General features: G+C 33.4%; 21 protein-coding genes. 14 read left to right on the forward strand and 7 right to left on the reverse strand.

All coding sequences use genetic code 11. The features are described 5' to 3' along the window. Window positions 1-44 precede the first annotated feature (44 nt). From Q5N74_RS03935 to Q5N74_RS03950, 4 genes are read left to right on the forward strand one after another with little or no spacing between them, the layout of a single operon-like run. Window positions 45-320, forward strand: coding sequence for a DUF4834 family protein (locus Q5N74_RS03935; protein ID WP_304387410.1), 276 nt, complete (start codon window positions 45-47; stop codon window positions 318-320). Window positions 321-350: 30 nt separating this feature from the next. Further along, window positions 351-2,777 carry a YfhO family protein gene (locus tag Q5N74_RS03940; protein WP_304387411.1) on the forward strand — a complete coding sequence of 809 codons (2,427 nt, stop codon included), beginning with the start codon at window positions 351-353 and terminating at the stop codon, window positions 2,775-2,777. Then, a complete protein-coding gene (locus Q5N74_RS03945; RefSeq protein ID WP_304387412.1) occupies window positions 2,770-4,047 on the forward strand; it encodes a glycosyl transferase family 1 in 1,278 nt (425 codons plus the stop codon). The genes Q5N74_RS03940 and Q5N74_RS03945 overlap by 8 nt, the downstream gene beginning before the upstream one ends. Then, window positions 4,048-5,505, forward strand: coding sequence for an oligosaccharide flippase family protein (locus Q5N74_RS03950; protein WP_304387413.1), 1,458 nt, complete (start codon window positions 4,048-4,050; stop codon window positions 5,503-5,505). Window positions 5,506-5,634: 129 nt separating this feature from the next. Here the strand turns inward: Q5N74_RS03950 and Q5N74_RS03955 are convergent, their stop codons facing one another. Continuing rightward, complete coding sequence (locus Q5N74_RS03955; RefSeq protein ID WP_304387414.1) at window positions 5,635-6,822, reverse strand: hypothetical protein; 1,188 nt, start codon at window positions 6,820-6,822, stop codon at window positions 5,635-5,637. Window positions 6,823-6,994: 172 nt separating this feature from the next. On the opposite strand from Q5N74_RS03955, the gene Q5N74_RS03960 reads away from it, so the two are divergent. From Q5N74_RS03960 to Q5N74_RS03970, 3 genes are read left to right on the forward strand one after another with little or no spacing between them, the layout of a single operon-like run. Then, window positions 6,995-7,597, forward strand: coding sequence for a TetR/AcrR family transcriptional regulator (locus Q5N74_RS03960; protein WP_304387415.1), 603 nt, complete (start codon window positions 6,995-6,997; stop codon window positions 7,595-7,597). Between the two features lie 41 nt (window positions 7,598-7,638). After that, a complete protein-coding gene (locus tag Q5N74_RS03965; protein WP_369686017.1) occupies window positions 7,639-8,373 on the forward strand; it encodes an SDR family oxidoreductase in 735 nt (244 codons plus the stop codon). Window positions 8,374-8,397: 24 nt separating this feature from the next. Continuing rightward, entirely contained in the window at window positions 8,398-9,213 is an 816-nt protein-coding gene (locus tag Q5N74_RS03970) for a DUF6503 family protein (protein WP_304387416.1), read from the forward strand. A gap of 104 nt (window positions 9,214-9,317) precedes the next feature. Here the strand turns inward: Q5N74_RS03970 and Q5N74_RS03975 are convergent, their stop codons facing one another. Then, entirely contained in the window at window positions 9,318-9,986 is a 669-nt protein-coding gene (locus Q5N74_RS03975) for a hypothetical protein (protein WP_304387417.1), read from the reverse strand. A gap of 197 nt (window positions 9,987-10,183) precedes the next feature. Next, window positions 10,184-12,967, reverse strand: a complete 2,784-nt coding sequence (gene uvrA, locus Q5N74_RS03980; protein ID WP_304387418.1) for an excinuclease ABC subunit UvrA — start codon at window positions 12,965-12,967, stop codon at window positions 10,184-10,186. A gap of 236 nt (window positions 12,968-13,203) precedes the next feature. Here uvrA and Q5N74_RS03985 point away from each other — a divergent pair, with 236 nt between their 5' ends. Next, window positions 13,204-13,788 carry an RNA polymerase sigma factor gene (locus Q5N74_RS03985; RefSeq protein WP_304387419.1) on the forward strand — a complete coding sequence of 195 codons (585 nt, stop codon included), beginning with the start codon at window positions 13,204-13,206 and terminating at the stop codon, window positions 13,786-13,788. A gap of 57 nt (window positions 13,789-13,845) precedes the next feature. Further along, the gene (locus tag Q5N74_RS03990) at window positions 13,846-13,992 is read left to right on the forward strand and encodes a hypothetical protein (protein ID WP_304387421.1); all 147 of its coding nucleotides are present in this window, start codon (window positions 13,846-13,848) and stop codon (window positions 13,990-13,992) included. A 25-nt stretch (window positions 13,993-14,017) separates the two neighbouring features. Here the strand turns inward: Q5N74_RS03990 and nth are convergent, their stop codons facing one another. After that, window positions 14,018-14,683, reverse strand: coding sequence for an endonuclease III (nth, locus tag Q5N74_RS03995; RefSeq protein ID WP_304387422.1), 666 nt, complete (start codon window positions 14,681-14,683; stop codon window positions 14,018-14,020). A gap of 32 nt (window positions 14,684-14,715) precedes the next feature. Here nth and bcp point away from each other — a divergent pair, with 32 nt between their 5' ends. Beyond that, on the forward strand, window positions 14,716-15,168 hold the full coding sequence (gene bcp / locus Q5N74_RS04000) for a thioredoxin-dependent thiol peroxidase (RefSeq protein ID WP_304387423.1): 453 nt from the start codon (window positions 14,716-14,718) through the stop codon (window positions 15,166-15,168). Window positions 15,169-15,206: 38 nt separating this feature from the next. Here the strand turns inward: bcp and Q5N74_RS04005 are convergent, their stop codons facing one another. Then, window positions 15,207-16,679, reverse strand: a complete 1,473-nt coding sequence (locus tag Q5N74_RS04005; RefSeq protein ID WP_304387424.1) for a TonB-dependent receptor — start codon at window positions 16,677-16,679, stop codon at window positions 15,207-15,209. A 257-nt stretch (window positions 16,680-16,936) separates the two neighbouring features. Here Q5N74_RS04005 and Q5N74_RS04010 point away from each other — a divergent pair, with 257 nt between their 5' ends. Then, a complete protein-coding gene (locus Q5N74_RS04010) occupies window positions 16,937-17,698 on the forward strand; it encodes an MBL fold metallo-hydrolase (RefSeq protein ID WP_304387425.1) in 762 nt (253 codons plus the stop codon). Window positions 17,699-17,708: 10 nt separating this feature from the next. After that, window positions 17,709-18,209, forward strand: a complete 501-nt coding sequence (locus Q5N74_RS04015) for a hydrolase (protein ID WP_304387426.1) — start codon at window positions 17,709-17,711, stop codon at window positions 18,207-18,209. On the opposite strand, the gene Q5N74_RS04020 is transcribed toward Q5N74_RS04015, so the two are convergent. After that, window positions 18,202-18,576 (reverse strand): DNA topoisomerase IV, encoded by a 375-nt coding sequence (locus Q5N74_RS04020; RefSeq protein WP_304387427.1) that lies wholly within the window; start codon window positions 18,574-18,576, stop codon window positions 18,202-18,204. The two genes, Q5N74_RS04015 and Q5N74_RS04020, sit on opposite strands and share 8 nt — an antisense overlap. 41 nt (window positions 18,577-18,617) lie before the next feature. Beyond that, window positions 18,618-19,022 carry a helix-turn-helix transcriptional regulator gene (locus Q5N74_RS04025; protein ID WP_304387428.1) on the reverse strand — a complete coding sequence of 135 codons (405 nt, stop codon included), beginning with the start codon at window positions 19,020-19,022 and terminating at the stop codon, window positions 18,618-18,620. A gap of 291 nt (window positions 19,023-19,313) precedes the next feature. Here Q5N74_RS04025 and Q5N74_RS04030 point away from each other — a divergent pair, with 291 nt between their 5' ends. Further along, on the forward strand, window positions 19,314-20,471 hold the full coding sequence (locus tag Q5N74_RS04030) for a M14 family zinc carboxypeptidase (RefSeq protein ID WP_304387429.1): 1,158 nt from the start codon (window positions 19,314-19,316) through the stop codon (window positions 20,469-20,471). A 70-nt stretch (window positions 20,472-20,541) separates the two neighbouring features. Continuing rightward, the gene (locus Q5N74_RS04035) at window positions 20,542-21,021 is read left to right on the forward strand and encodes an Lrp/AsnC family transcriptional regulator (protein WP_304387430.1); all 480 of its coding nucleotides are present in this window, start codon (window positions 20,542-20,544) and stop codon (window positions 21,019-21,021) included. The last annotated feature ends 55 nt before the right edge of the window (window positions 21,022-21,076 follow it).

The raw sequence follows: 21,076 nt of genomic DNA on the forward strand, positions 1-21,076 counted from the left end.
TTTTTAAGCAGATAGAATTGTATTTTTGTTAAAAATTATTTTTTATGTTACAACAAGCATCTGTAACCGGTTTTATTAGAACGATTTTAATAATTATCCTTATTTATTATGGACTGAAGGTTCTTTCAAGACTGTTTGCGCCTTTATTACTTAAATATATAGCTAAAAAAGCAGAACAAAAATTTGGCGGGCAATTTCAACAACGTCCGCAGCAACAACCAACAAAGAAGGAAGGCGAGGTTTCTATAGACAAAGTTCCAAACGTAAAAACTTCAAATAAAGATGTTGGTGAATATGTGGATTACGAAGAAATTGACTAATTTCACATCCATTCTTTTTAATATAATTTCATGCAGTTTTCAATAAAAAAACTTCTTCCACATTTCTTAGTTATTCTGGGTTTTGTAGTTATTTCATTAGCCTATTTTAATCCTGTTTTAAAAGGGGAACAAATTTTTCAAAGCGATATCATGCAATATATTGGCATGAGTAAGCAGCAAAAAGATTTCAAAGAAAAAACGGGCGAAGAAACGTATTGGACAAATGGCGCTTTTGCAGGTATGCCAACCTATCAATTAGGAGCAAAATACCCTCATAATTACATTAAAAAATTAGATTTAACACTTCGGTTTTTACCGCGACCAGCCGATTATTTATTTTTATATTTAATAAGCTTTTATGTGCTTTTGTTAGTATTGAAAGTCGATTTTAAATTGGCAACTCTTGGGGCGCTCGCCTTTGGTTTTTCAACCTATTTAATTATAATTTTAGGAGTAGGACACAACAGTAAAGCGCATGCTATTGCTTATATGCCATTGGTTCTAAGTGGTGTTTTATTAACGTTTCAAAAACGTTATGTAGCAGGTTTTTTACTCACAACCGTGGCTATGGGGCTAGAAATGGTAGCCAACCATTTTCAAATGACCTATTATTTGATGTTATTGGTGCTTGTGCTAGGTGTTGCATATTTAGTGGATGCTTATAAAAAGAAGGAACTGCCTCATTTTTTTAAAACCGTTGGAATTTTAATGGCTGCCGTTATTTTAGCCATCGCATTAAATGCGACCAATGTATTGGCAACGCAAGAATATGTTAAAGAAAGTACGCGTGGAAAAAGTGAATTAACAATCAACCCTGATGGCTCTCCAAAAGAAGCAAGTTCTGGGTTAGACAGAGATTATATTACTCAATTTAGTTATGGTTTTGCTGAAACATTTAACCTGTTTATTCCTCGATTTATGGGCGGTGGTAACGGTGAAGATGTTGGAAGAGGCTCAGCTACTTATGAAGCTTTTCGAAAATTAGGTGCTACCACATCGCAAGCAGCACAAGAAGCAAAACACGCGCCTATGTATTGGGGTGATCAACCTATTGTTGAAGCACCGGCCTATATTGGGGCTGTAGTGTTGTTCCTGTTTGTTTTTGCATTATTTCTGGTAAAAGGACGTTTAAAATGGTGGCTTGTTGGAGGATCTATCATGTCGCTTTTATTGTCCTACGGAAAAAACTTGGGCTTTTTAACCGATTTATTTATCGATTACGTGCCTATGTATAATAAATTCAGGGCAGTTACTTCAATTCAAATTATTTTAGAATTGTGTATTCCTGTTTTAGCAATTTTCGGATTGACCAGATTGTTTAATGATTTTGAAAAGAAAGAAGAAAAATTAAAAGCACTAAAATATTCAGCGATTATAACAGGAGGTTTAGCGCTAGTATTCTTATTATTTAAATCATCTTTATTTGATTTTGTTGGAGGAAATGATGGTTACTACCGCCAGAATTACGGAGATGCCTTTGTAGATGCTTTGAAAGCAGATAGACAAACTATTTTTACGAATGATACCATTAGATCATTAATACTTGTATTGCTTTCTGTAGGTGCTATTTATATGTATTTACAGAACAAACTGAAAGAAAAATGGGTAGTTGTTGCATTTGGTGCTCTTATTTTATTCGATTTGATTGGAGTTGATAGACGTTATGTTAATAATGACGATTTTGTTCCAGCGATTCAAGTTAATAAGCCTTTCCAACCGAATGAAGCCGATATAGAAATTTTGAAAGACACCAGTTATTATCGTGTTTTCGATTTGGTAGGTGGTGCCGCAAAACCATCGTATTATCATAATTCTTTAAATGGTTATAATGCAGCAGAATTAAAACGTTACAGTGAACTATTCGATTTTTATATAGTTAAAAACAATATTAATGTGCTTAGTATGCTTAACACCAAGTATATTATTGCTCAAGATAATGAAGGTGCTATATTTCCTTATGTGAATGACGATGCGAATGGACATGCATGGTTTGTAAAAGAATTAAAAGGTGTTTCTTCTTCAAATGAAGAAATAAAAACACTTGACAGTTTAGATAATAAAAACAAAGCGGTTTATAATTCAACTATTAATAAAAACATCCAAAACACTTACAACGTTGATTCTTTAGCGGCGATTAAACTTGTAAGCTACAAACCAAACTATTTAAAATACCAATCGAACAATGTGAATAAGGGGTTTGTAGTGTTTTCTGAAGTGTATTATGGGAATGGATGGAAAACCTTTGTAGACGGAAAAGAAACAACCCATTTGCGTGTTAATTATACCTTGCGTGGTATGGAGGTTCCAGCGGGAAAACACACGATTGAATTTAAGTTCGATCCTGATGTTGTAAAAACAGGAAGTAGCATTGCTTTAGCGAGTTCTATTTTGTTTGGACTGTTGGTGCTTGGTGGTTTTTTCTACGAGTTTAAAAAGAAATCAAAAACAAGTGCGTAAAAAAGCACTCATAATAACATATTATTGGCCACCTGCAGGAGGTCCAGGGGTACAGCGTTGGTTAAAATTTGTGAAGTACTTACCTGAGTTTAATATTGAACCAGTCGTTTATATTCCAGAGAATCCCAATTATCCATTAATAGATGCTAGTTTGATGGCTGAAGTTTCAGAGGAATTAACCATCTTGAAACACCTTATTAAGGAACCTTATAAATTAGCGGGTTTGTTCTCTAAAAAAACATCAAAAACCATAAGTAAGGGTGTTATTTCTGAAAAGAAAACCCAGGGTTTTATTGAGAAAGCACTTCTCTTTATTAGAGGTAATTTTTTTATACCCGATGCGCGTAAAGCTTGGGTGAAACCTTCGGTTGCCTTTCTTTCAGATTATATATCAAAAGAAAATATTGAAACTATAATTACTACAGGGCCACCACATAGTGTGCATTTAATTGGTTTGCAATTAAAAGAGCAACTAGGAGTGAAGTGGATTTCAGATTTTAGAGATCCGTGGACGACCATAGGGTATCATAAACAATTACGATTAACAGCATCTTCAAAAGCAAAGCATAAGGCCTTTGAAAAGCAGGTTTTAGCAACAAGCGATCAAATACTAGTTACCAGTTTCACGACGAAGAAAGAGTTTCAGCAACTCACCAATCAACCTATTGAGGTGATTACAAATGGGTATGATAAAGAGTCGGTTGTGCCTTTTGAAATGGATTCAAAGTTTACATTAGCTCATATTGGATCGCTATTATCTAAACGGAACCCTGAAGTTTTATGGCGTGTCTTAAATGATTTGGTTTTGGAAAACGATTCTTTTTCAAAAGATTTTCAACTTAATTTTATTGGATTTGTAAGTGAAAATGTGCTTCACTCTCTTGAAAAATATAATTTAAGTGACTTTGTAAATAACATAGGGTATGTGTCGCATAAAGAAGCTATAGCGTTTCAAAAAAAATCACAAATATTATTATTAATCGAGATTGATTCCGTCGACACCAAATGTATTGTTCCAGGAAAGTTATTTGAGTATATGGTTTCTAATAGACCCATTATTGCTTTAGGGCCAAAAGATTCTGATGTTGAAAAAATAATCAAAGAAACGAATACTGGTCGCTACTTTAATTACGAAGAATACCATTTGTTAAAAACAACTATCTTAGAGCATTATACAGCATACAAAAATAAAATCTTGGAAGTTTTTCCTGTAGGTTTGCAAAAATACAGCAGAAAATCGCTAACCGAAGTATTATCGAAATTCATATAAATGGGCATTGTTACATCGCAGTCGTTTAAAAATACCGTTTCCACCTATTTAGGTTTTGGTATTGGCGCGCTTAACACCTTGTTTTTATATACTTATTTTATTTCCGATGTGTATTATGGATTGGTTGCTTTTATATTAAGTACCGCTAATATTGTTATGCCTCTTATGGCATTTGGTGCGCATAATACCATTATAAAATTCTATTCTACATTTAAAACAAAAAACTCGTTAAACAGTTTTTTAACCCTCATGTTATTGTTGCCTTTAACCTTGAGTATTCCTGTTGGTATTATAGGGTGTTTTACTTATGAAGCGATTGGAGAACTTTTATCTCAAAAAAACCCAATTGTTAAAGATTATGTTTGGTACATTTTTGCATCGGCGATTGCAATGGCTTATTTCGAAGTATTTTTTGCCTGGTCTAAAACCCAATTACAAACGGTTTTTGGGAATTTCATGAAAGAAGTGTTTCATAGAGTAGGTGTGATGCTGCTTTTATTTGCTGTTTATTTTAAATGGCTGGATGTTGAACAATTTATAGTAGGCGTTGTAATTGTATATGTTTTACGCATGCTCGTTATGAAACTGTATGCTTTTACTGTGAGACTCCCAGTTATTAAATTTCAACGAATAGAAGGTTTGTGGTCTATTTTAAAATACTCAACATTAATTATTGTAGCCGGCTCTATTGCTACCATTATTTTAGATATCGATTCTTTTATGTTGGGTATGTATATTCCAATTCAAGAAGTCGCGTATTATGGGGTCGCTATTTATATAGCTACGGTTATTGTAGTGCCTTCTCGGTCTATGCAGCAAATTCTTCAGCCGTTAACAGCACAATATTTAAACGATAAAAACAAAGTTGCTCTTAAAGATTTATATGTCAGAAGCTCTCAAACCTTATTTATTATAGGAGGGTTTATATTTTTAATCATCCTTATAAACATAAACAGCATGTATCTTTTAATTCCGAAAGAGTTTAGCGGCGGCCTGGTGGTGGTGTTTTTGGTGAGTATCGCTAAATTATACGACTGTTTAATGGGGTGTAATAATGTGGTGTTGTTTAATAGCGATTATTATAGGGTTGTGCTGCTTTTTGGAGTTATACTAACCGTATTAACAGTGATTTTAAATATACTATTCATTCCTATGTTTGGTATTAACGGGTCGGCATTTGCTACGTTTCTAGCAGTTTCTGTTTATAATAGTATTAAAATTTATTTTGTGAAATCTAAATTTAATATGATGCCTTTTAATAAGGATACGGTCAAGGTTTTGTGCTTAATTATATTAAGTGTCTTGATTTTTTATTTTTGGGATTTTCCTTTTCACCCAATAATTAACATTGCTTTAAAATCGTTATTAGCAATGGCGATGTATGTTTATGTTATTTTGAAGCTAAATGTTTCCGAAGATATTTCCGGAGTCATTAAAAAGTATTTAAAACTTAAATAGTTGTTTGTTTTGTTAATTAGAAGAAATAAGAAAAAGAGTAATTACAAAGTGATTTAAAACGGAAACCCCCACGATGTTGCTTTGAGGCAAACTTATCGCAGGGATTTCCAAACTAACCAACCAAAATTGTTACGATCGTCTTCTTGTTGTTGAAGATTCCGATCTTGTATTTTTATTATCAGAGCTACTTCTCGATTGTGACGCCACGGGTTTGCTTTGTTGTGTAGACCTTGTAGCAGTTCTTTGTTGTGTTGCTCTTGGTGTACTTAGCGTGGTACGTTGCGTTACTTGCGGTGTGCTTCTGGTGTTTGAATTGCTTTTATTATATGTACGTTCATTATTGTTGTTTGGTTTATGGGTAACCGTATTTTCTCTAGAATTTCTTGTATTATTGCTTCTAGAGTTGTTCTGAATAACAGTTCTATTACTGCTTTCTCGTGTGCTTCTAGAGTCTTTATTTTGATAACTATTATCTCTAGACACCCTATTGTTATTAGCATTATCATATCTAGAATCAACGCGCTTTATTACTTGAGAGTTTCTTCCGTTATCATAACGTCTAGAGTTAGAATTTGATGCCTCTCTTTTCGAGTTTGCATATCTATTTACTTCAGTAACATTTCTAGAACTTCTGTTTGCAGTCGCATAACTTCTATTTCTAGAAACAGATTCACCATGTCTACTATAAACAGCTGTTTTTGGTCTGTGATTATTATAAAATGGTCTAGAGTACGTGTAACGAACAGGCGTGTAGTGTTGTCTATATGGTCTGTTGTAAACTACGCAATAATCATATGATGGTACACTATAGTAACGGTGCCAAGGTCTTGAAACATAATGTCTGTTATAAACATTTATGTAACCTGTGTAATGTGAAAACACATTGTAGTTATTATAATGCACATACAAACCACCAACACGATTTAAATTACCATAGTTGTTATAATTAATATCTACGTTTCCAACCTGTGTTACACGTCCGTAATAATCATAATAAATCGGTGTGTTTTCTACTTGAATGATAGCTCCATATTCATCGTACTGCACATAGGCGTTGTAATCATAACCAGAGTTAAAACTAATATTAGCATGTGGCGATCCAATAGATATATTTAAATTGGAGTTGCCTCGTAAAATGTTGAAATCGAATTGCCCATCACGGAATACTGAAAACTCGATACCGTCTTCAACAAAAATGAAAGAGTTTCCGTAACCGTTATCGTAAATGGTATTTGTATTGTCTGTGGTGTTTGTGGCTGCATTAACCGTAAATCCGGTAAGGATTAAACTAGCTAATAAAAATATATACTTTTTCATAAGTGTTAGTATTAATTGTGATACGATTAGATAATTACAAACAACGTGCCAAAAATGAACTACGTTATTTAAGTGTCTGTTTATCAGTTAAAAAATTAGTTTGGGAATAGAGAAAATGTTAAAACTAACTAAAAACATTCTGCTTAGTATGTTTTTTAAATACCTTTGCCATATGGAACAAGAGCTAAAGTCTGAACGTACCAAACAAATCATTATTGATGAGGCTTTTAAGCTGTTTTATGAAAATGGTTTCAAAACAACAAGTATTGATAAAATAATGACGGCTACCAATTTGACTAAAGGTGCTTTTTATCATCACTATAAAGGCAAAAAGGAGTTAGGATTGGAAATAATCACTTCTAAATTGGAAAAAAGAGTCTTTCAAGGCATGATTTTGCCATTAACAGAATCTGGTGATGCTTTCAAAATATTAGAAACTACTTTTTTAGACCGTATAAAAACCTTTTCAATTTATGATAAGCAACATGGGTGCCCCATGAATAATTTTATAAATGAAATAGGGGATTTTGAATCTGTTTATCAAATTGCTCTAAAAAACATTATTGAAGCATGGAAAGCAGCTTTAGTATTATTGATAGAAAGAGGGAAAGCCGAAAACTCAATCAATAAAGTAGTTTCCAGTCCTGCTGTTGCGGTGTATCTAATAAGTGCTTTTGAAGGTATTCGTGGCATTAGAAAATTATATGAAAATGATGTCATTATTGATGAATACATTTCCGGGTTATCGCTCTACTTAAGTCTATTAAAAGCATGATTTTTTTCTAAAACTATCAATAATTTATAAATAATAATAACATGAATTTAAAAGATAAAGTTGTTCTTGTAACAGGTGCTTCAAGAGGAATTGGTAAAGAAATCGCATTGCTTTTAGCTGAAAATGGAGCACGTGTTATCATCAATCATTCCAATAGTGAAGCTGATGCACAGGTGGTGGCAAGCACGATAAAAAAGAATGGAGGAGAGTGTTTGGTTGTAAAAGCAGATGTAAGCCAAAGAAAAGAGGTAACTCAATTGTTTGACAGAGCTATTGCGGTTTATGGGAAAATAGATGTTTTGGTGAACAATGCAGGAGTTATGGTTTGTGAAAAGCTTAAAGATTCGACCCAAGAAGATTTTACCAGGCAGTTTGATGTGAATGTAAGAGGCATCTTTAATACCTTGCAGGAAGCTGATAGCAAATTAGCTGATAATGGAAGTATTATTAATTTTTCGTCGAGTACCGTGAAGTTAATGTTTCCAACTTATGCGTTGTATTCGGCTTCAAAAGCAGCAGTTGAGCAAATGTCTCGTGTGTTTTCTAAAGAAATAGGTAGAGGTATATCTGTAAATGCACTTGCTCCAGGTGCAACAGAAACCGATTTATTTTTAACAGGAAAATCTCAAGAAACCATAGATAAAATTAGTGCTATGAATGCCTTTAATAGATTAGCAAAACCTATTGATATAGCGCGTGTTGTGCTGTTTTTAGCAAGTGATGATTCAAAGTGGATATCTGGACAAGTAATAGGTGCAAATGGTGCCTTAGTGTAATATTAAAACCAAAAATTATATAAAATGAAATTAAGATTAGTATCAACTATTATTTTAAGTATGTTCCTTTTGTCTTGTAAAGATAAAAAGCAATCGACACCAGTTCAAGAACCATCACCTACTTTCAAAAACAAGGGGCATGAATTGGTTTCTAATATGATAGAGAAAGCAGGGAGTTATCGCATGCTTCTTAATAAAAAAGATGTTGTATATACGTATACTTATCAAACGCCTGATGGGAAAAAAGATGTTTCAACAGAGAAATACATGTTCAACGGCGAGTTGTCTTATGGGATCTATAATAACCATGAACGTACATTGCCTGAGTTAGAAGGTGTGATCGAACAAGGGTATGACGGTAAAGGCTTTTGGCTAAAACATAACGGAGTTGTTTTAAGTGATCCAACCCAGTTGAAACGTGTAGCTTTCAATAGACCCACCAATTTTTATTGGTTCGCGATGTTTCAAAAATTATTAGATCCGGGGGTGAATTATGAGTATTTAGGGGAAGAAGAAGTGAATAACACAGCATACAATGTTGTGAAGGTTACTTTCCAGTCAATCGATGATAAACCAACGGATATTTATCAGTTATATTTAAATAAAAACACACAATTGGTGGATCAATTTTTATTTACTGTGGCCGATTTTGGTGTGATAGAGACACCTTTTTTAATGGAACTTCAGTATGAGGAAGTTGATGGTTTATTGATGCCTACAAAAAGACAGTACAAAAAATCTACATGGCATGCAGATGTAAGTGAAGAGCCTTGGATTTATGTAACTTGGTCTGATATTAAATTTAATAACGGGTTGACAAAGGCAGATTTTTTACAATAAATGCTTTTTTTACATAGTTGAAACCTGTTTCGTTAAGGTTTACAAATAAAAAATCCCGAAGTGCATCATGTGCTTCGGGATTTTTTCATCTATGTGATTAAAAATTAATGTTTTTTCTTTTTGTATTTTTTCATTTTTCCATCATGCTTGTAGTAGTAATGGTCATCTTTTTTGTAATGATGATCATCTTTGTCATTATAATGGTGTCCTTTACTTTTAGAGTGATCTATGCTACAAGAAGCTGTTCCGCACATGTTGCAGTTTGTATTATAGCTGTTTACATGACCGTGCATGGTTAATATTTCACCTCTGTGACTGTAGTTTAAGTACAAACCGCCAACTTGCATTAACAATCCATTCCCGCGATTGTAGTCAATATAGATATTACCAGCTCGTGTAATTTTACCATAACGATCATAATTTAAATTTACGTTTCCAATACGTCTTACGGTTCCGTCACGATCTCTATCAATTGATACACCTCTATTAAGATTATTAGAGCTGTATTGTACTGAAGCGTTTCGACCAGTGTAGCTTACATTAATAGAGTTTCTTCTAGAATTACTATCAGAATAATTGTTTCTAACATTGGTGTTAAAATCGAAACTACCATCAGGGAATATTAAAAATTCCACGTCGTGCTCTATAAATACAATAGGTTGCGTATAGCTATTCCTGTATGTAGCGTCGTTGTTGTTATCGTTTGAATTTGTTGCTGATGCTGTTGTTAATGCCATTAACAAACCTGCAATTAAAAATACTGTTCTTTTCATAGTTCAAATATTTGAGATGTTGCCTACTCTTTAGCTTTTCGGCTCTCGCTGTTGCAATGTACATTTCAATTTGCGTGCCAAAAATTCAAACAACTAAAGGTCAGTTGTTTGTGATTTATAATGTTTTGAAGTATGAAGTATTTTTATTTTGGGGGCCTTTGTTTTAATGAAAATAGCGGTCAAAAGGAGCTTAGTTATTAAAGCTTATCTGCTAAATATTTTCCTGTTTCAGAACTTTTAATTTTGATAATATCTTCTGGAGTTCCTTTAGCGACTAGGTTTCCGCCAGTTTCCCCTCCACTGGGACCTAAATCAATAATATAATCGGCACATTTAATTAGGTCTATATTATGTTCTACAACTATAATGGAATGTCCTTTTTCAATTAGGGCATTAAAAGATTTTAATAGTTTTTGAATATCATGAAAGTGCAAACCTGTTGTTGGTTCATCAAAAATAAAGAGAGCTTTATCTTTATTAGTGCCTTTCCCTAAAAAGGAAGCTAGTTTAATACGTTGTGCTTCACCACCAGAAAGGGTAGAAGAGCTTTGACCTAAAGTAACATAACCTAAGCCAACATCTTGCAAAGGTTGTAGTTTGTTTTTTATTTTAGTTTGCTCGTTGGCTTCAAAAAAAGTAATGGCATCGTCTATGGTTAAGTTTAAAATGTCATCAATATTTTTGTTCGCAAAAGTTACTTCTAAAACCTCTTTTTTAAAGCGTTTTCCTTTACAAGTTTCACATTCTAAATGCACATCGGCCATGAATTGCATTTCAATGGTTACTTCACCTTCGCCTTTACAAGTCTCACAACGTCCGCCATCTACATTAAAAGAAAAGTGTTTTGCTTGGTAGTTACGTATGTTGCTTAGTTTTTGATTTGAAAACAAAGCTCGAATATCATCATAAGCTTTAATATAAGTCACCGGGTTGGATCGTGACGACCTTCCTATAGGGTTTTGATCGACGAATTCAATGTGTTTTATATTGCTGTAATTACCTTCTAAAGTGGTGAATTGTCCGGGTTTGTCCGAGAAATCTGTAAGTTTTTTTTGAATCGCTGGAAACAATATTTTTTTAATTAACGTACTTTTTCCACTCCCAGAAACACCTGTAATAACAGTAAGCATACCGAGAGGAAAACGAACATCGATGTTTTTGAGGTTGTTTTCGCGAGCTCCTAAGATATCAATATAATACTTTGATGTTCTACGGGTTTTTGGTACTTCAATTTTTAGAGTTTCATTTAAGTATTGCGCTGTTAAGGAATTTGAAGCTAAAATATCTTCATAGGTGCCTTGAGCGACCAATTCGCCACCAAAAGTCCCTGCTTCTGGACCAATATCAATAATAGTATCGGCAGCTTTCATAATGTCTTCATCGTGCTCAACTACAATAACGGTGTTTCCTAAATCACGTAATTGTTTTAAAACAACGATGAGGCGCTCGGTGTCTTTGGGGTGTAAACCGATACTAGGCTCGTCTAAAATGTACATAGAGCCTACTAAGCTACTTCCTAAGGAGGTTGCTAGATTGATACGCTGGCTTTCCCCGCCCGATAAAGTATTGGACCTTCTGTTCAGCGTTAAATAGTCTAACCCCACGTTGGCTAGAAATAATAAACGGTTATTAATTTCTTTTAAAAGCCTATTTGCTATTTGTGTATCGTAATCGTTTAGTTCTAATTGGTTGAAAAAGTTCGCTAACTTGTTTAAAGGCATTTCAACTAAATCGGTAATAGTTGCATTTCCAATTTTAACATAGTTGGCTTCTACGCGTAAGCGCTTGCCGTTACAGGTTTTGCATTTGGTTTTTCCGCGGTAACGCGACAACATGACGCGGTTTTGAATTTTATAAGCCTTAGATTCTAATTCGGTAAAAAATGAATTTAAGCCTTCAAAATGCTGGTTGCCATTCCAAATAAGTTGTTTTTGTGTGTTGCTTAACTGAAAATAGGGTTTATGAATTGGGAATTCGAATTTATGAGAATTGTTAACCAATTGGTCTCTGTACCAACTCATACTCTCACCACGCCAAGGGAAAATAGCGTTTTCATATACTGAAAGCGCTGTATTGGGGATAACTAAATCATCATCAATTCCAACAATATCTCCATAGCCTTCACATTTAGGGCAGGCGCCATAGGGGTTATTAAAACTGAATAAATGAACATTTGGCTCTAAAAAATTAATGCCATCCATGTCAAATTTATTACTAAAAAAACGTTCTTTATTATCGCTTAAGGTTTCAATAGTACAATCGCCCTTACCTTCAAAAAAAGCAGTTTGAATAGCGTCTGCAAGTCTGTTTTGAAAATCTTCATCGTCTTTGTAGATAATACGATCTACAACCAATAAGATGTTGTCTTCTTTGTTTAGAGTGTCAACGTTGTCAATTCGAACAACGTCCTTGTTTACTTTTATTCTTGCGTAACCTTGTTGATGTAGGGCTTTAAGTTTGTCTTCTATAGTGCGTCCTTCTTCTACATGAATAGGAGCGAGGAGCAGTAGTTTTTCGCCTTCTGTAAATGTTTTTAAATAGTTTAAAACATCTGAAACGGTGTCTTTTTTCACTTCCAAACCAGAAACAGGTGAATAGGTTTTTCCTACTCTAGCAAATAATAGTTTTAAGTAATCATAAATTTCTGTAGTAGTCCCAACGGTTGATCGTGGGTTGGTAGAGTTCACTTTTTGTTCTATAGCAATGGCAGGAGCAATACCTTTTATATAGTCGACCTTGGGCTTGTTTAATCGTCCTAAAAATTGGCGCGCATAACTTGATAAGCTTTCTACATAGCGCCTTTGCCCCTCTGCATATAAAGTATCAAAAGCTAAACTGGATTTACCAGAACCCGACAAACCTGTAATTACGACTAATTTATTTCTGGGTATAACGACATCAATGTTTTTTAAGTTGTGCAGTTTAGCACCTTTAATAATGATGTTTTCTTTCGGGTTTACTTCGGAAATATTAGTAGTCATACGCTTTTAAAGGAATAATTTCGCAAAGATACTATAAGTATGGCAAGCTAAAAAATGCATAATACTTTAAATAAAAGTTAAAAAAACAGATTAAATCTTGTTTTTTTGGAATGATAATAGTTATATTTGATTCTATTAATCAATATTTTAAATAACTCTCGCCTATAGCAGAACATTACTTTTAACCCAAAAACCCCAAGCAGAGAACTTTTTTCTATGCACTAAAAGTAATAATTATGCAACACGAACTTATACAAGACGCTACGCTAGTTAGCAATTATATTAAAGGTGATGAAGGTGCCTTAGAAACTCTTATTTACAGGCACAAACAAAGAATTTACAGTTTTATTTACTCGAAAGTTTATGATAGAGATGTGGCTGAAGATATTTTTCAGGACACTTTTATTAAAGTAATTCGTACCCTAAAACGTGGAGCTTATAATGAAGAAGGTAAGTTTTTACCTTGGGTCATGCGTATTTCTCATAATTTGGTGATTGATTTTTTTAGAAAAAACAACAGAATGCCAAAATTTGATAATACAGATGAATTTAATATTTTCAACGTATTAAGTGATAGTAGTTTAAATGCTGAAAACAGCCTGATTAAAGAGCAGGTAGAAACAGATGTAAGACGTTTGGTTGAAGAGTTGCCCGCAGACCAAAAAGAAGTATTGCTAATGCGTATTTATGAGGATTTAAGTTTTAAAGAAATCTCAGACAAAACAGGTGTTAGTATCAATACAGCCTTAGGACGTATGCGTTATGCCTTAATAAACTTAAGAAAAATCATAGACAAGCATCATATAATTTTAACGAATTAGTACAATAAAGTAAATTTAGTTGCGTTAATAACTTGAATTCACCCTTAAATTATTAAAATGGCAAAAATTTACTCTGAAAATTCTATTAAAAAATTGAACGAACTTGAACCGAGAGAAGAAACGGTTAATTTAATTTTAAATTACTCTAAAGCTTTAAGTGTTATTACTTGTAAAAACATGAAGTTTGAAGCGCTTCTAAACTGAGTCGTAAAAAGCCCTAATAACTATTTTATTTATTAGGGCTTTTTAATTTATAATAATCATCAATTACAGTTTGTCTACCAATCGTTTTTGTGATGATGTCTTTTTCTAAATCCCAACCACGTGCGGGCGAATACTGTCTACCGTACCAAATAATTTGTAGATGCAAGTCGTTCCAAAGTTCTTCAGGAAATAATCGTTTAGCATCTTTTTCTGTTTGTACTACGTTTTTTCCGTTTGTTAAGTTCCAGCGATACATAAGTCTATGGATATGTGTGTCTACAGGGAAGGCGGGAACGCCAAAAGCTTGCGACATAACCACGCTTGCCGTTTTATGTCCCACCGCAGGGAAGGTTTCTAAAGTTTCAAAACTCTGTGGAACGATACCGTCATATTTTTCAATTAATATTTTTGAAAGTCCATGAATGCCTTTGCTTTTCATGGGTGATAACCCCACTGGTTTTATGATTTCTCGAATTTCTTCCACAGAAAGTTTAACCATATCATACGGATTATCAGCTTTCTCAAATAATAAAGGTGTGATTTGATTCACGCGAACATCGGTGCTTTGTGCAGACATTAAAACCGCTATTAGTAAGGTGTAAGGGTCTTTATGGTCTAACGGAATGGGTATGGTTGGGTATAATTCTTTAAGCGTATTTATAACGAATTCTACCTTATTTTCCTTTGTCATGTTGTATTTTTGTAGAAACCAAAGTTACTATTATGAATACATTAAAACAAGGAGACCAAGTGCCAAATTTCGAGGTGTTTGATGAACAAGGAAACGTTATTAAATTATCAGATTATAAAGGGAAGAAGTTAGTGGTATTCTTTTACCCAGCCGCAAGCACGCCTACATGTACCGTTGAAGCATGTAATTTACGAGATCATTATAAGGAATTAGCAGATGCTGGTTATGAAATATTGGGCGTTAGTGCTGATACACAGAAAAAACAATCCAATTTTAAGAATAAACATGAATTTCAATACCCTTTAATAGCAGATGTCGATAAGGTTATGATTAATACGTTTGGCGTTTGGGGACCTAAAAAATTCATGGGTCGCACGTATGATGGGATTCATCGTAAAACATTTGTCGTTAATGAGGCGGGAGTCGTAGATCGTGTGATTGATGCCGTAAAAGCAAAAATACATGCTTCTCAAATATTAGAATAAAAAAAAGCCTTCTCAAATTTAAGAAGGCTTTTTAGTTTTTACTTAGTATATTTTTTTCGTTTAGGTAGTACCAAGGGTTTCCTGGTGTATCCAAACATTCGGTAATCTTTAATTAAATCGGCAATACCTTCTGGTACCATGTTTTCCCATCCGCGTTCACCATCGCTAATCTGATTTAAAATTTCTCTAGAGAAAATGGTTAAGCATTTCTCATCAAAATCTTTGATATCTATGACTTTCCCGTTGTATTTAAAGAATTTATATAATTCCTTCATACGTGGATATACTTTTAAGTTTTCGCTATTTGTTAATTGACCTGTTTCAATGTCAATCATAGGGTATAGGTAAACTTTTAAATCTTTAAAGAATAATTTACCAAAGGCTTCCAATATACCTCCACTTAAATGTCGATAGTATTTTTCATCAAAAATATCAACCAAATTGCTAACTCCCATGGCAAGTCCCATACGTGCTTTTGAGTAGTTAGAAAAGTACTCGACAACCTTGTAGTATTCCTGAAAGTTAGATATCATAACAGAGTGTCCTAGAGAACATAACAAATCTGCTCTGTCCATGAAATCCTGTTCGTCAATTTCTCCTTCAGCACGTAAGTTGGAAAGGGTTATTTCGAAAACAACCTCCGTGTTGTCTGGGTCTACTTTTTTCTCGGCAATAAACATTTTATATGCATTTTCATACATATCCATATTTACTTGCGTTACCGGTCTGAAACTACCTCTAAAAGCTAAAATGTTTTTCTTGTAAAATATGCGTGCAGGTAATACGTTTTTTCCATCAGGACCAAACATTACCGCATCGGTCATACCGTTTTTAACAAGTTGCAAACTCATTAAGCGATTATCAACATTCTTAAATAAAGGACCTGAGAAATTAACAGTATCAATTTCTAATTGATCTTTATCTAAATGGTCGTATAAGTAGCGTAGTAATTTTTTAGGCTCGTTGTACTTGTAAAAAGCACCATAAATTAAGTTTGTACCAATAACGCCAAGTGTTTCTTGTTGAAGTCTCGCGTCTGTTTCTTTAAAACGGATGTGTAAAAGAACCTCATTATACTCTTGGTTTGGTTCTATTTGGTATTTAATTCCAATCCAGCCATGCCCCTTAAACTGTTTTGCAAAATCGATAGTTGTTACGGTGTTTGCAAAAGAAAAGAACATTTTATTAGGATAATCTTTTCGTGAAAGGCGTTTTTCAATAAGGTCAATCTCATGATTAAGCATTTTTCTCAAACGAGGCTCTGTTACATAACGGCCATCATCTTCAGCGCCATAAATAGCATCACTAAAAGCCTTATCGTAGGCTGACATTGCTTTTGCGATGGTTCCGGAGGCGCCACCAGCTCTAAAAAAATGTCGACTTGTTTCTTGTCCAGCTCCAATTTCTGCAAACGTACCGTAAATGTTTTCATTTAGGTTGATGCGGAGTGCTTTGGTTTTTAATGACGGAATTTCTTCAAATTCCCTATCTCCCTTTAAGGTAATTTCCATGTTACTATTTGGGTTACTTAATTATGTTAAACAAAGGTATCAAATAATAGAAGCAAATAAAAAATTAACTCTAATTTTGTTGGTAGATTTGAATCCTTTTAGTGAACACATAAAATGATTCAATTATTTTCTTATTTCTATAAAATAGATACGCCTTAATTATTGATTATTGCAAATGTAGCTGTTTTTAATGATAATTATTTTTAGAAATAAGCGATTGGTTGAAAATAAATTAAAAAACAGTAAATACTAATTTTTTGAAAATAACATTTTTAGGAACTGGAACTTCGCAAGGCATTCCCATTATTGGGAGTACGCACCCTGTGTGTTTAAGTTCTAGCAAAAAAGATAAGCGGTTACGTGTTTCTGTGTTGATAGAGTGGAATGGTTTTACGTATGTTGTTGACTGTGGGCCAGATTTTAGATATCAAATGTTACGCGCCAACTGCACGAAACTGGATGGAATTTTGTTTACACATGAGCATTCCGATCACACTTTAGGTTTAGACGACATTAGGCCTTTTTATTTTAGACAAGGAGATGTCTCTATTTACGCACATAAACGTGTTTTGAAATCGCTAAAAACAAGGTTCGATTATATTTTTGCTACAAAGAATAGGTATCCTGGTGCTCCGACAGTCATTACAAATCGGGTTAAAAATGAAGTTTTTACTATAAATAATCAAGAGGTGATTCCTGTGAATGGGAAGCATGGTAATTTACAAGTCTTTGGTTTTCGATTTAATGATTTTGCTTATTTAACCGATATGAAAACGGTGAAAGATAAGGAGGTTGAAAAAATTAAAAACGTAAAGGTGTTAGTGATTAATGCGTTAAGGGTTGAGCCGCATCAAACACATTTTAATTTAGAAGAAGCTCTTGAATTTATAGATAAGGTAAGACCTGAAAAAGCCTATTTAACACATATTAGTCATATGCTAGGTTTTCATGATGATGTTGAAAAAGCATTGCCAGAAAACGTTTTTTTAGCTTATGATGGTTTACAGATAACAATTTAAATTTTACAAAATGAAACAGAAAATTTTCATGTACTTATTCGTTTTTTCTATACTACTGATATTGTTTCAGTACGTAAACGCTAAACGTGTTTTTGCAGATATGGACCGTAAATTAGATGGCTACAAAACACAAGCAGAACGCTATAAAGATTCCGTAGCAGTTTTACAAAATGAAAATTTAGATTTATCACATTTCAATTTTGAAAGAAATGAAGACGCTATAAGTTATTTTGAAAACAAGGGGTATAATGTAGCGGAATTGGTGCCTTTAATAAAAGATGAACTTTACAGATTGAATGAAGAAAAAGGCGAACACCCTATCATCCCTTATGCTTCAGAAGAAGGGAAGCGCATGATGATTAACACGGTGAAACTATTGAACCATAAATGGATCGTTGCCGATTTCTCAGACGGGCAGTATTGGGGTGAATTGTTTTTAACGTATCAAATTACAGAAGGCAAGCAACTAAAATTTAATTTGGTTGAATCGTTTCTGTACCCTTTTAATTAGCTTTCACCTTGTAGGCAATCCCTTTTTGTTTTTTTGTATCACCCACATAAGAGTATTCGTAGGTGTATGAAGAATCTGTGGTTGTTAGTATTTTTAAATGAATATCCTTTCGTTCTGCCATATTCTTTGGGTTTATGGTTTTGAAAATAACTTCACAGTCATTTATCCAGCGTAATTGAGAAGAATCTGTTTTCTTATTGTAAATTTCGATTTGCAGCGCTTCTGTACGATTGAATTTCGATTTATACAATTCACCATCAATAGTGACCTCGCTGTAGAATTCACCTGTCTTAAAATCGGTGCAATTACGAGAAGTTTCGTAGCAGCTAAAAAAACTCAATAAAACGAAGAGGTATACTAATTTCATAATTAAAAATTTCAGTACAAAACTACTAAACTTAAATAGTTTTAATTCTGAAAATTTTTAAAACTTCCGTCAGAATAAAAAATAACAATGCGTTCTATTGTTTTATCATCTTTTATCTGGGGCTCTATATGATTCTCAATTACAGGAAGAGGTGATGGTGTTGCAATTGGTATTTCTGGTGTTGTTGGTTTAACCGTGTTTTGATCGACGGTTTTATTTGATGACGGAAATTCACCTTTACCATTTAGTAGCCAATACAATTCAACTTCCGGAAAAGCAGAAAGTATCTTTAAAACAAATTCCAAGCTTGGTTTATTTCTACCCGATAAAATATGCGATATACTAGAGCGTTGCACGCCTATCTTTTCAGCGAAAGAGGATGCGGATTCTCCGTAGTAATCGATGACTTTTTGCAGTCTTTTAGTAAAAGCTTCTGTGTTTATCATTGTAACTGTTACAAATGTGTTTTAACGTTACAAATGTAGCATAATAAGTCTGAACGAAACGTAAATACTGTGTTAAATATTGATTCATAGTAAATTAAAGCTTTAACATATGTGGTTTAATAAACTGAAAACAAGTCATTTAGTATGTCATTTTAATTAATCTATGAATTTCGTTTACATTCTTAATCAAATGCTTGTTTCTCATGTATAACATTGTAAACAAAACAAGTGTTTTTGTTGTTTACAATTGTAAATTAGTAATTGTTTACATTTGTAGCCTAAATTAGTAACATGCAAACAGAACTTATAGAATCATTATTTTCAACGTATAAAGAATCAACTTTAAACCACCGTTATATTACCAATAAACACATCGAACCTTTGTTGGAAAATATGGCTCATAAAGTGCAAATGGAGACCCTTGGTCATTCCGTTTTAAATCGCCCTATTTATGGTATTAAAATAGGTACAGGCTCTAAGCGTATTCTTATGTGGTCTCAAATGCATGGTAACGAATCGACCACAACAAAGGCTTTGTTTGATCTATTAAACACGCTTTTTGATGAGAATTCATCTGTAAGCCACATTTTAAATGCGTGTACCTTATATATAATACCTATTTTAAGTCCTGACGGGGCAAATGCCTATACCCGTATAAATGCCAATCACATCGATTTAAATAGAGATGCTCAAGATTTAACACAACCAGAAAGTAAGGTGTTACGAGCAGCCTTTAACGCCTTTAAACCTCACTATTGTTATAATTTACATGGGCAACGTACTATTTTTAGTGCGGGTAAGACTAATAACCCTGCTACAATCTCTTTTCTGGCACCGGCTCAAGATGAGGCATGTACCATTACCCCAAATAGAAAAAGGGTTATGGAGGTTATTGCTGTCATGAATGAAGCGCTACAAGCCGTTATACCCAATCATGTAGGGGTTTATGATGATGCCTTTAATATAAACTGTGTTGGAGATGCATTTCAATGTGAAAACGTGCCAACTATTTTGTTTGAAGCAGGGCATTCACCTAATGATTATGGTAGGGAAGAAACAAGACGTCTTATTTATATGTCTTATATCGCTTCGTTAGATTATATTTCAAAAAATGAAGTATCTGGTGCTTATTATGAACCTTATTTGTCGATTCCAGAGAATGAAAAATTATTTTTAGACATTATTATTAAGAATGCTAAAATAGGAAGGGGTAAAGAAGCTATTATAACAGATATAGGAATTTTATTCCAAGAAAAATTAATTGATAATAAGGTGCAATTCGTTCCTAAAGTTGAAAAAATCGAAAATTTAGATTCTTATTTTGCGCATAAAACAATTCAAGCTAATAAGTTAGAGGTTATGGATGGAGATGGTGAATTATTGAAAGTTGATTACGAAAACGTTTTCGTAATAATGAATAATGAAAAAATCTTATTAATACCGAAATAAAGTGTACGTATAATGCGTAATTATTAATAAAAATGTATTAATTTTGCCTTATATTTAAGAATAGTTAATTATGGGGAAAATTAAATTAGACGAAATTGATCATCAAATTCTTGACATGTTAATTGATAACACAAGAATTCCGTTTACAGACATTGCGAAAAAATTATTAATTTCTGCAGGTACAGTTCATGTACGTGTTAAGAAAATGGAAGAGCAAGGTATTATTAAAGGCTCGTCGTTAATGTTAGATTACAAAAAGTTAGGATATTCATTTATAGCCTATGTAGGCGTTTATTTGAATAATACATCTCAAACAAAATTTGTACTGGAACGTATTAATGAAATCGCTTTTGTAACGGTAGCACATATAACTACAGGGAAGTTTAATATTTTTTGTAAAATTAGAGCAAGAAGTACAGAACACGCCAAAGAAATTATATTCAAGTTAGATGATATTGAGGGTGTTTATAGAACAGAAACTATGATTTCTTTAGAAGAAAGCATCAATGATAAAAAACGATTAATGCATTCCATTTTTAATGAGATGTAGTTTAAAATAAGAGTTAAATATAAAGCCAGTTTTAAAAGAAGCTGGCTTTTTTTTT

The organism is Mariniflexile sp. AS56, assembly GCF_030552475.1.
Classification (GTDB): Bacteria; Bacteroidota; Bacteroidia; order Flavobacteriales; family Flavobacteriaceae; genus Mariniflexile.

Bases quoted from the DNA above. Each gene is read 5' to 3' on its own strand.
- Q5N74_RS03935 (WP_304387410.1), top strand. From the start codon at position 45: ATGTTACAACAAGCATCTGTAACCGGTTTTATTAGAACGATTTTAATA.
- Q5N74_RS03940 (WP_304387411.1), top strand. From the start codon at position 351: ATGCAGTTTTCAATAAAAAAACTTCTTCCACATTTCTTAGTTATTCTG.
- Q5N74_RS03950 (WP_304387413.1), top strand. From the start codon at position 4,048: ATGGGCATTGTTACATCGCAGTCGTTTAAAAATACCGTTTCCACCTAT.
- Q5N74_RS03955 (WP_304387414.1), bottom strand. From the start codon at position 6,822: ATGAAAAAGTATATATTTTTATTAGCTAGTTTAATCCTTACCGGATTT.
- Q5N74_RS03960 (WP_304387415.1), top strand. From the start codon at position 6,995: ATGGAACAAGAGCTAAAGTCTGAACGTACCAAACAAATCATTATTGAT.
- Q5N74_RS03965 (WP_369686017.1), top strand. From the start codon at position 7,639: ATGAATTTAAAAGATAAAGTTGTTCTTGTAACAGGTGCTTCAAGAGGA.
- Q5N74_RS03970 (WP_304387416.1), top strand. From the start codon at position 8,398: ATGAAATTAAGATTAGTATCAACTATTATTTTAAGTATGTTCCTTTTG.
- Q5N74_RS03975 (WP_304387417.1), bottom strand. From the start codon at position 9,986: ATGAAAAGAACAGTATTTTTAATTGCAGGTTTGTTAATGGCATTAACA.
- uvrA (WP_304387418.1), bottom strand. From the start codon at position 12,967: ATGACTACTAATATTTCCGAAGTAAACCCGAAAGAAAACATCATTATT.
- Q5N74_RS03985 (WP_304387419.1), top strand. From the start codon at position 13,204: ATGCAACACGAACTTATACAAGACGCTACGCTAGTTAGCAATTATATT.
- Q5N74_RS03990 (WP_304387421.1), top strand. From the start codon at position 13,846: ATGGCAAAAATTTACTCTGAAAATTCTATTAAAAAATTGAACGAACTT.
- nth (WP_304387422.1), bottom strand. From the start codon at position 14,683: ATGACAAAGGAAAATAAGGTAGAATTCGTTATAAATACGCTTAAAGAA.
- bcp (WP_304387423.1), top strand. From the start codon at position 14,716: ATGAATACATTAAAACAAGGAGACCAAGTGCCAAATTTCGAGGTGTTT.
- Q5N74_RS04005 (WP_304387424.1), bottom strand. From the start codon at position 16,679: ATGGAAATTACCTTAAAGGGAGATAGGGAATTTGAAGAAATTCCGTCA.
- Q5N74_RS04015 (WP_304387426.1), top strand. From the start codon at position 17,709: ATGAAACAGAAAATTTTCATGTACTTATTCGTTTTTTCTATACTACTG.
- Q5N74_RS04020 (WP_304387427.1), bottom strand. From the start codon at position 18,576: ATGAAATTAGTATACCTCTTCGTTTTATTGAGTTTTTTTAGCTGCTAC.
- Q5N74_RS04025 (WP_304387428.1), bottom strand. From the start codon at position 19,022: ATGATAAACACAGAAGCTTTTACTAAAAGACTGCAAAAAGTCATCGAT.
- Q5N74_RS04030 (WP_304387429.1), top strand. From the start codon at position 19,314: ATGCAAACAGAACTTATAGAATCATTATTTTCAACGTATAAAGAATCA.
- Q5N74_RS04035 (WP_304387430.1), top strand. From the start codon at position 20,542: ATGGGGAAAATTAAATTAGACGAAATTGATCATCAAATTCTTGACATG.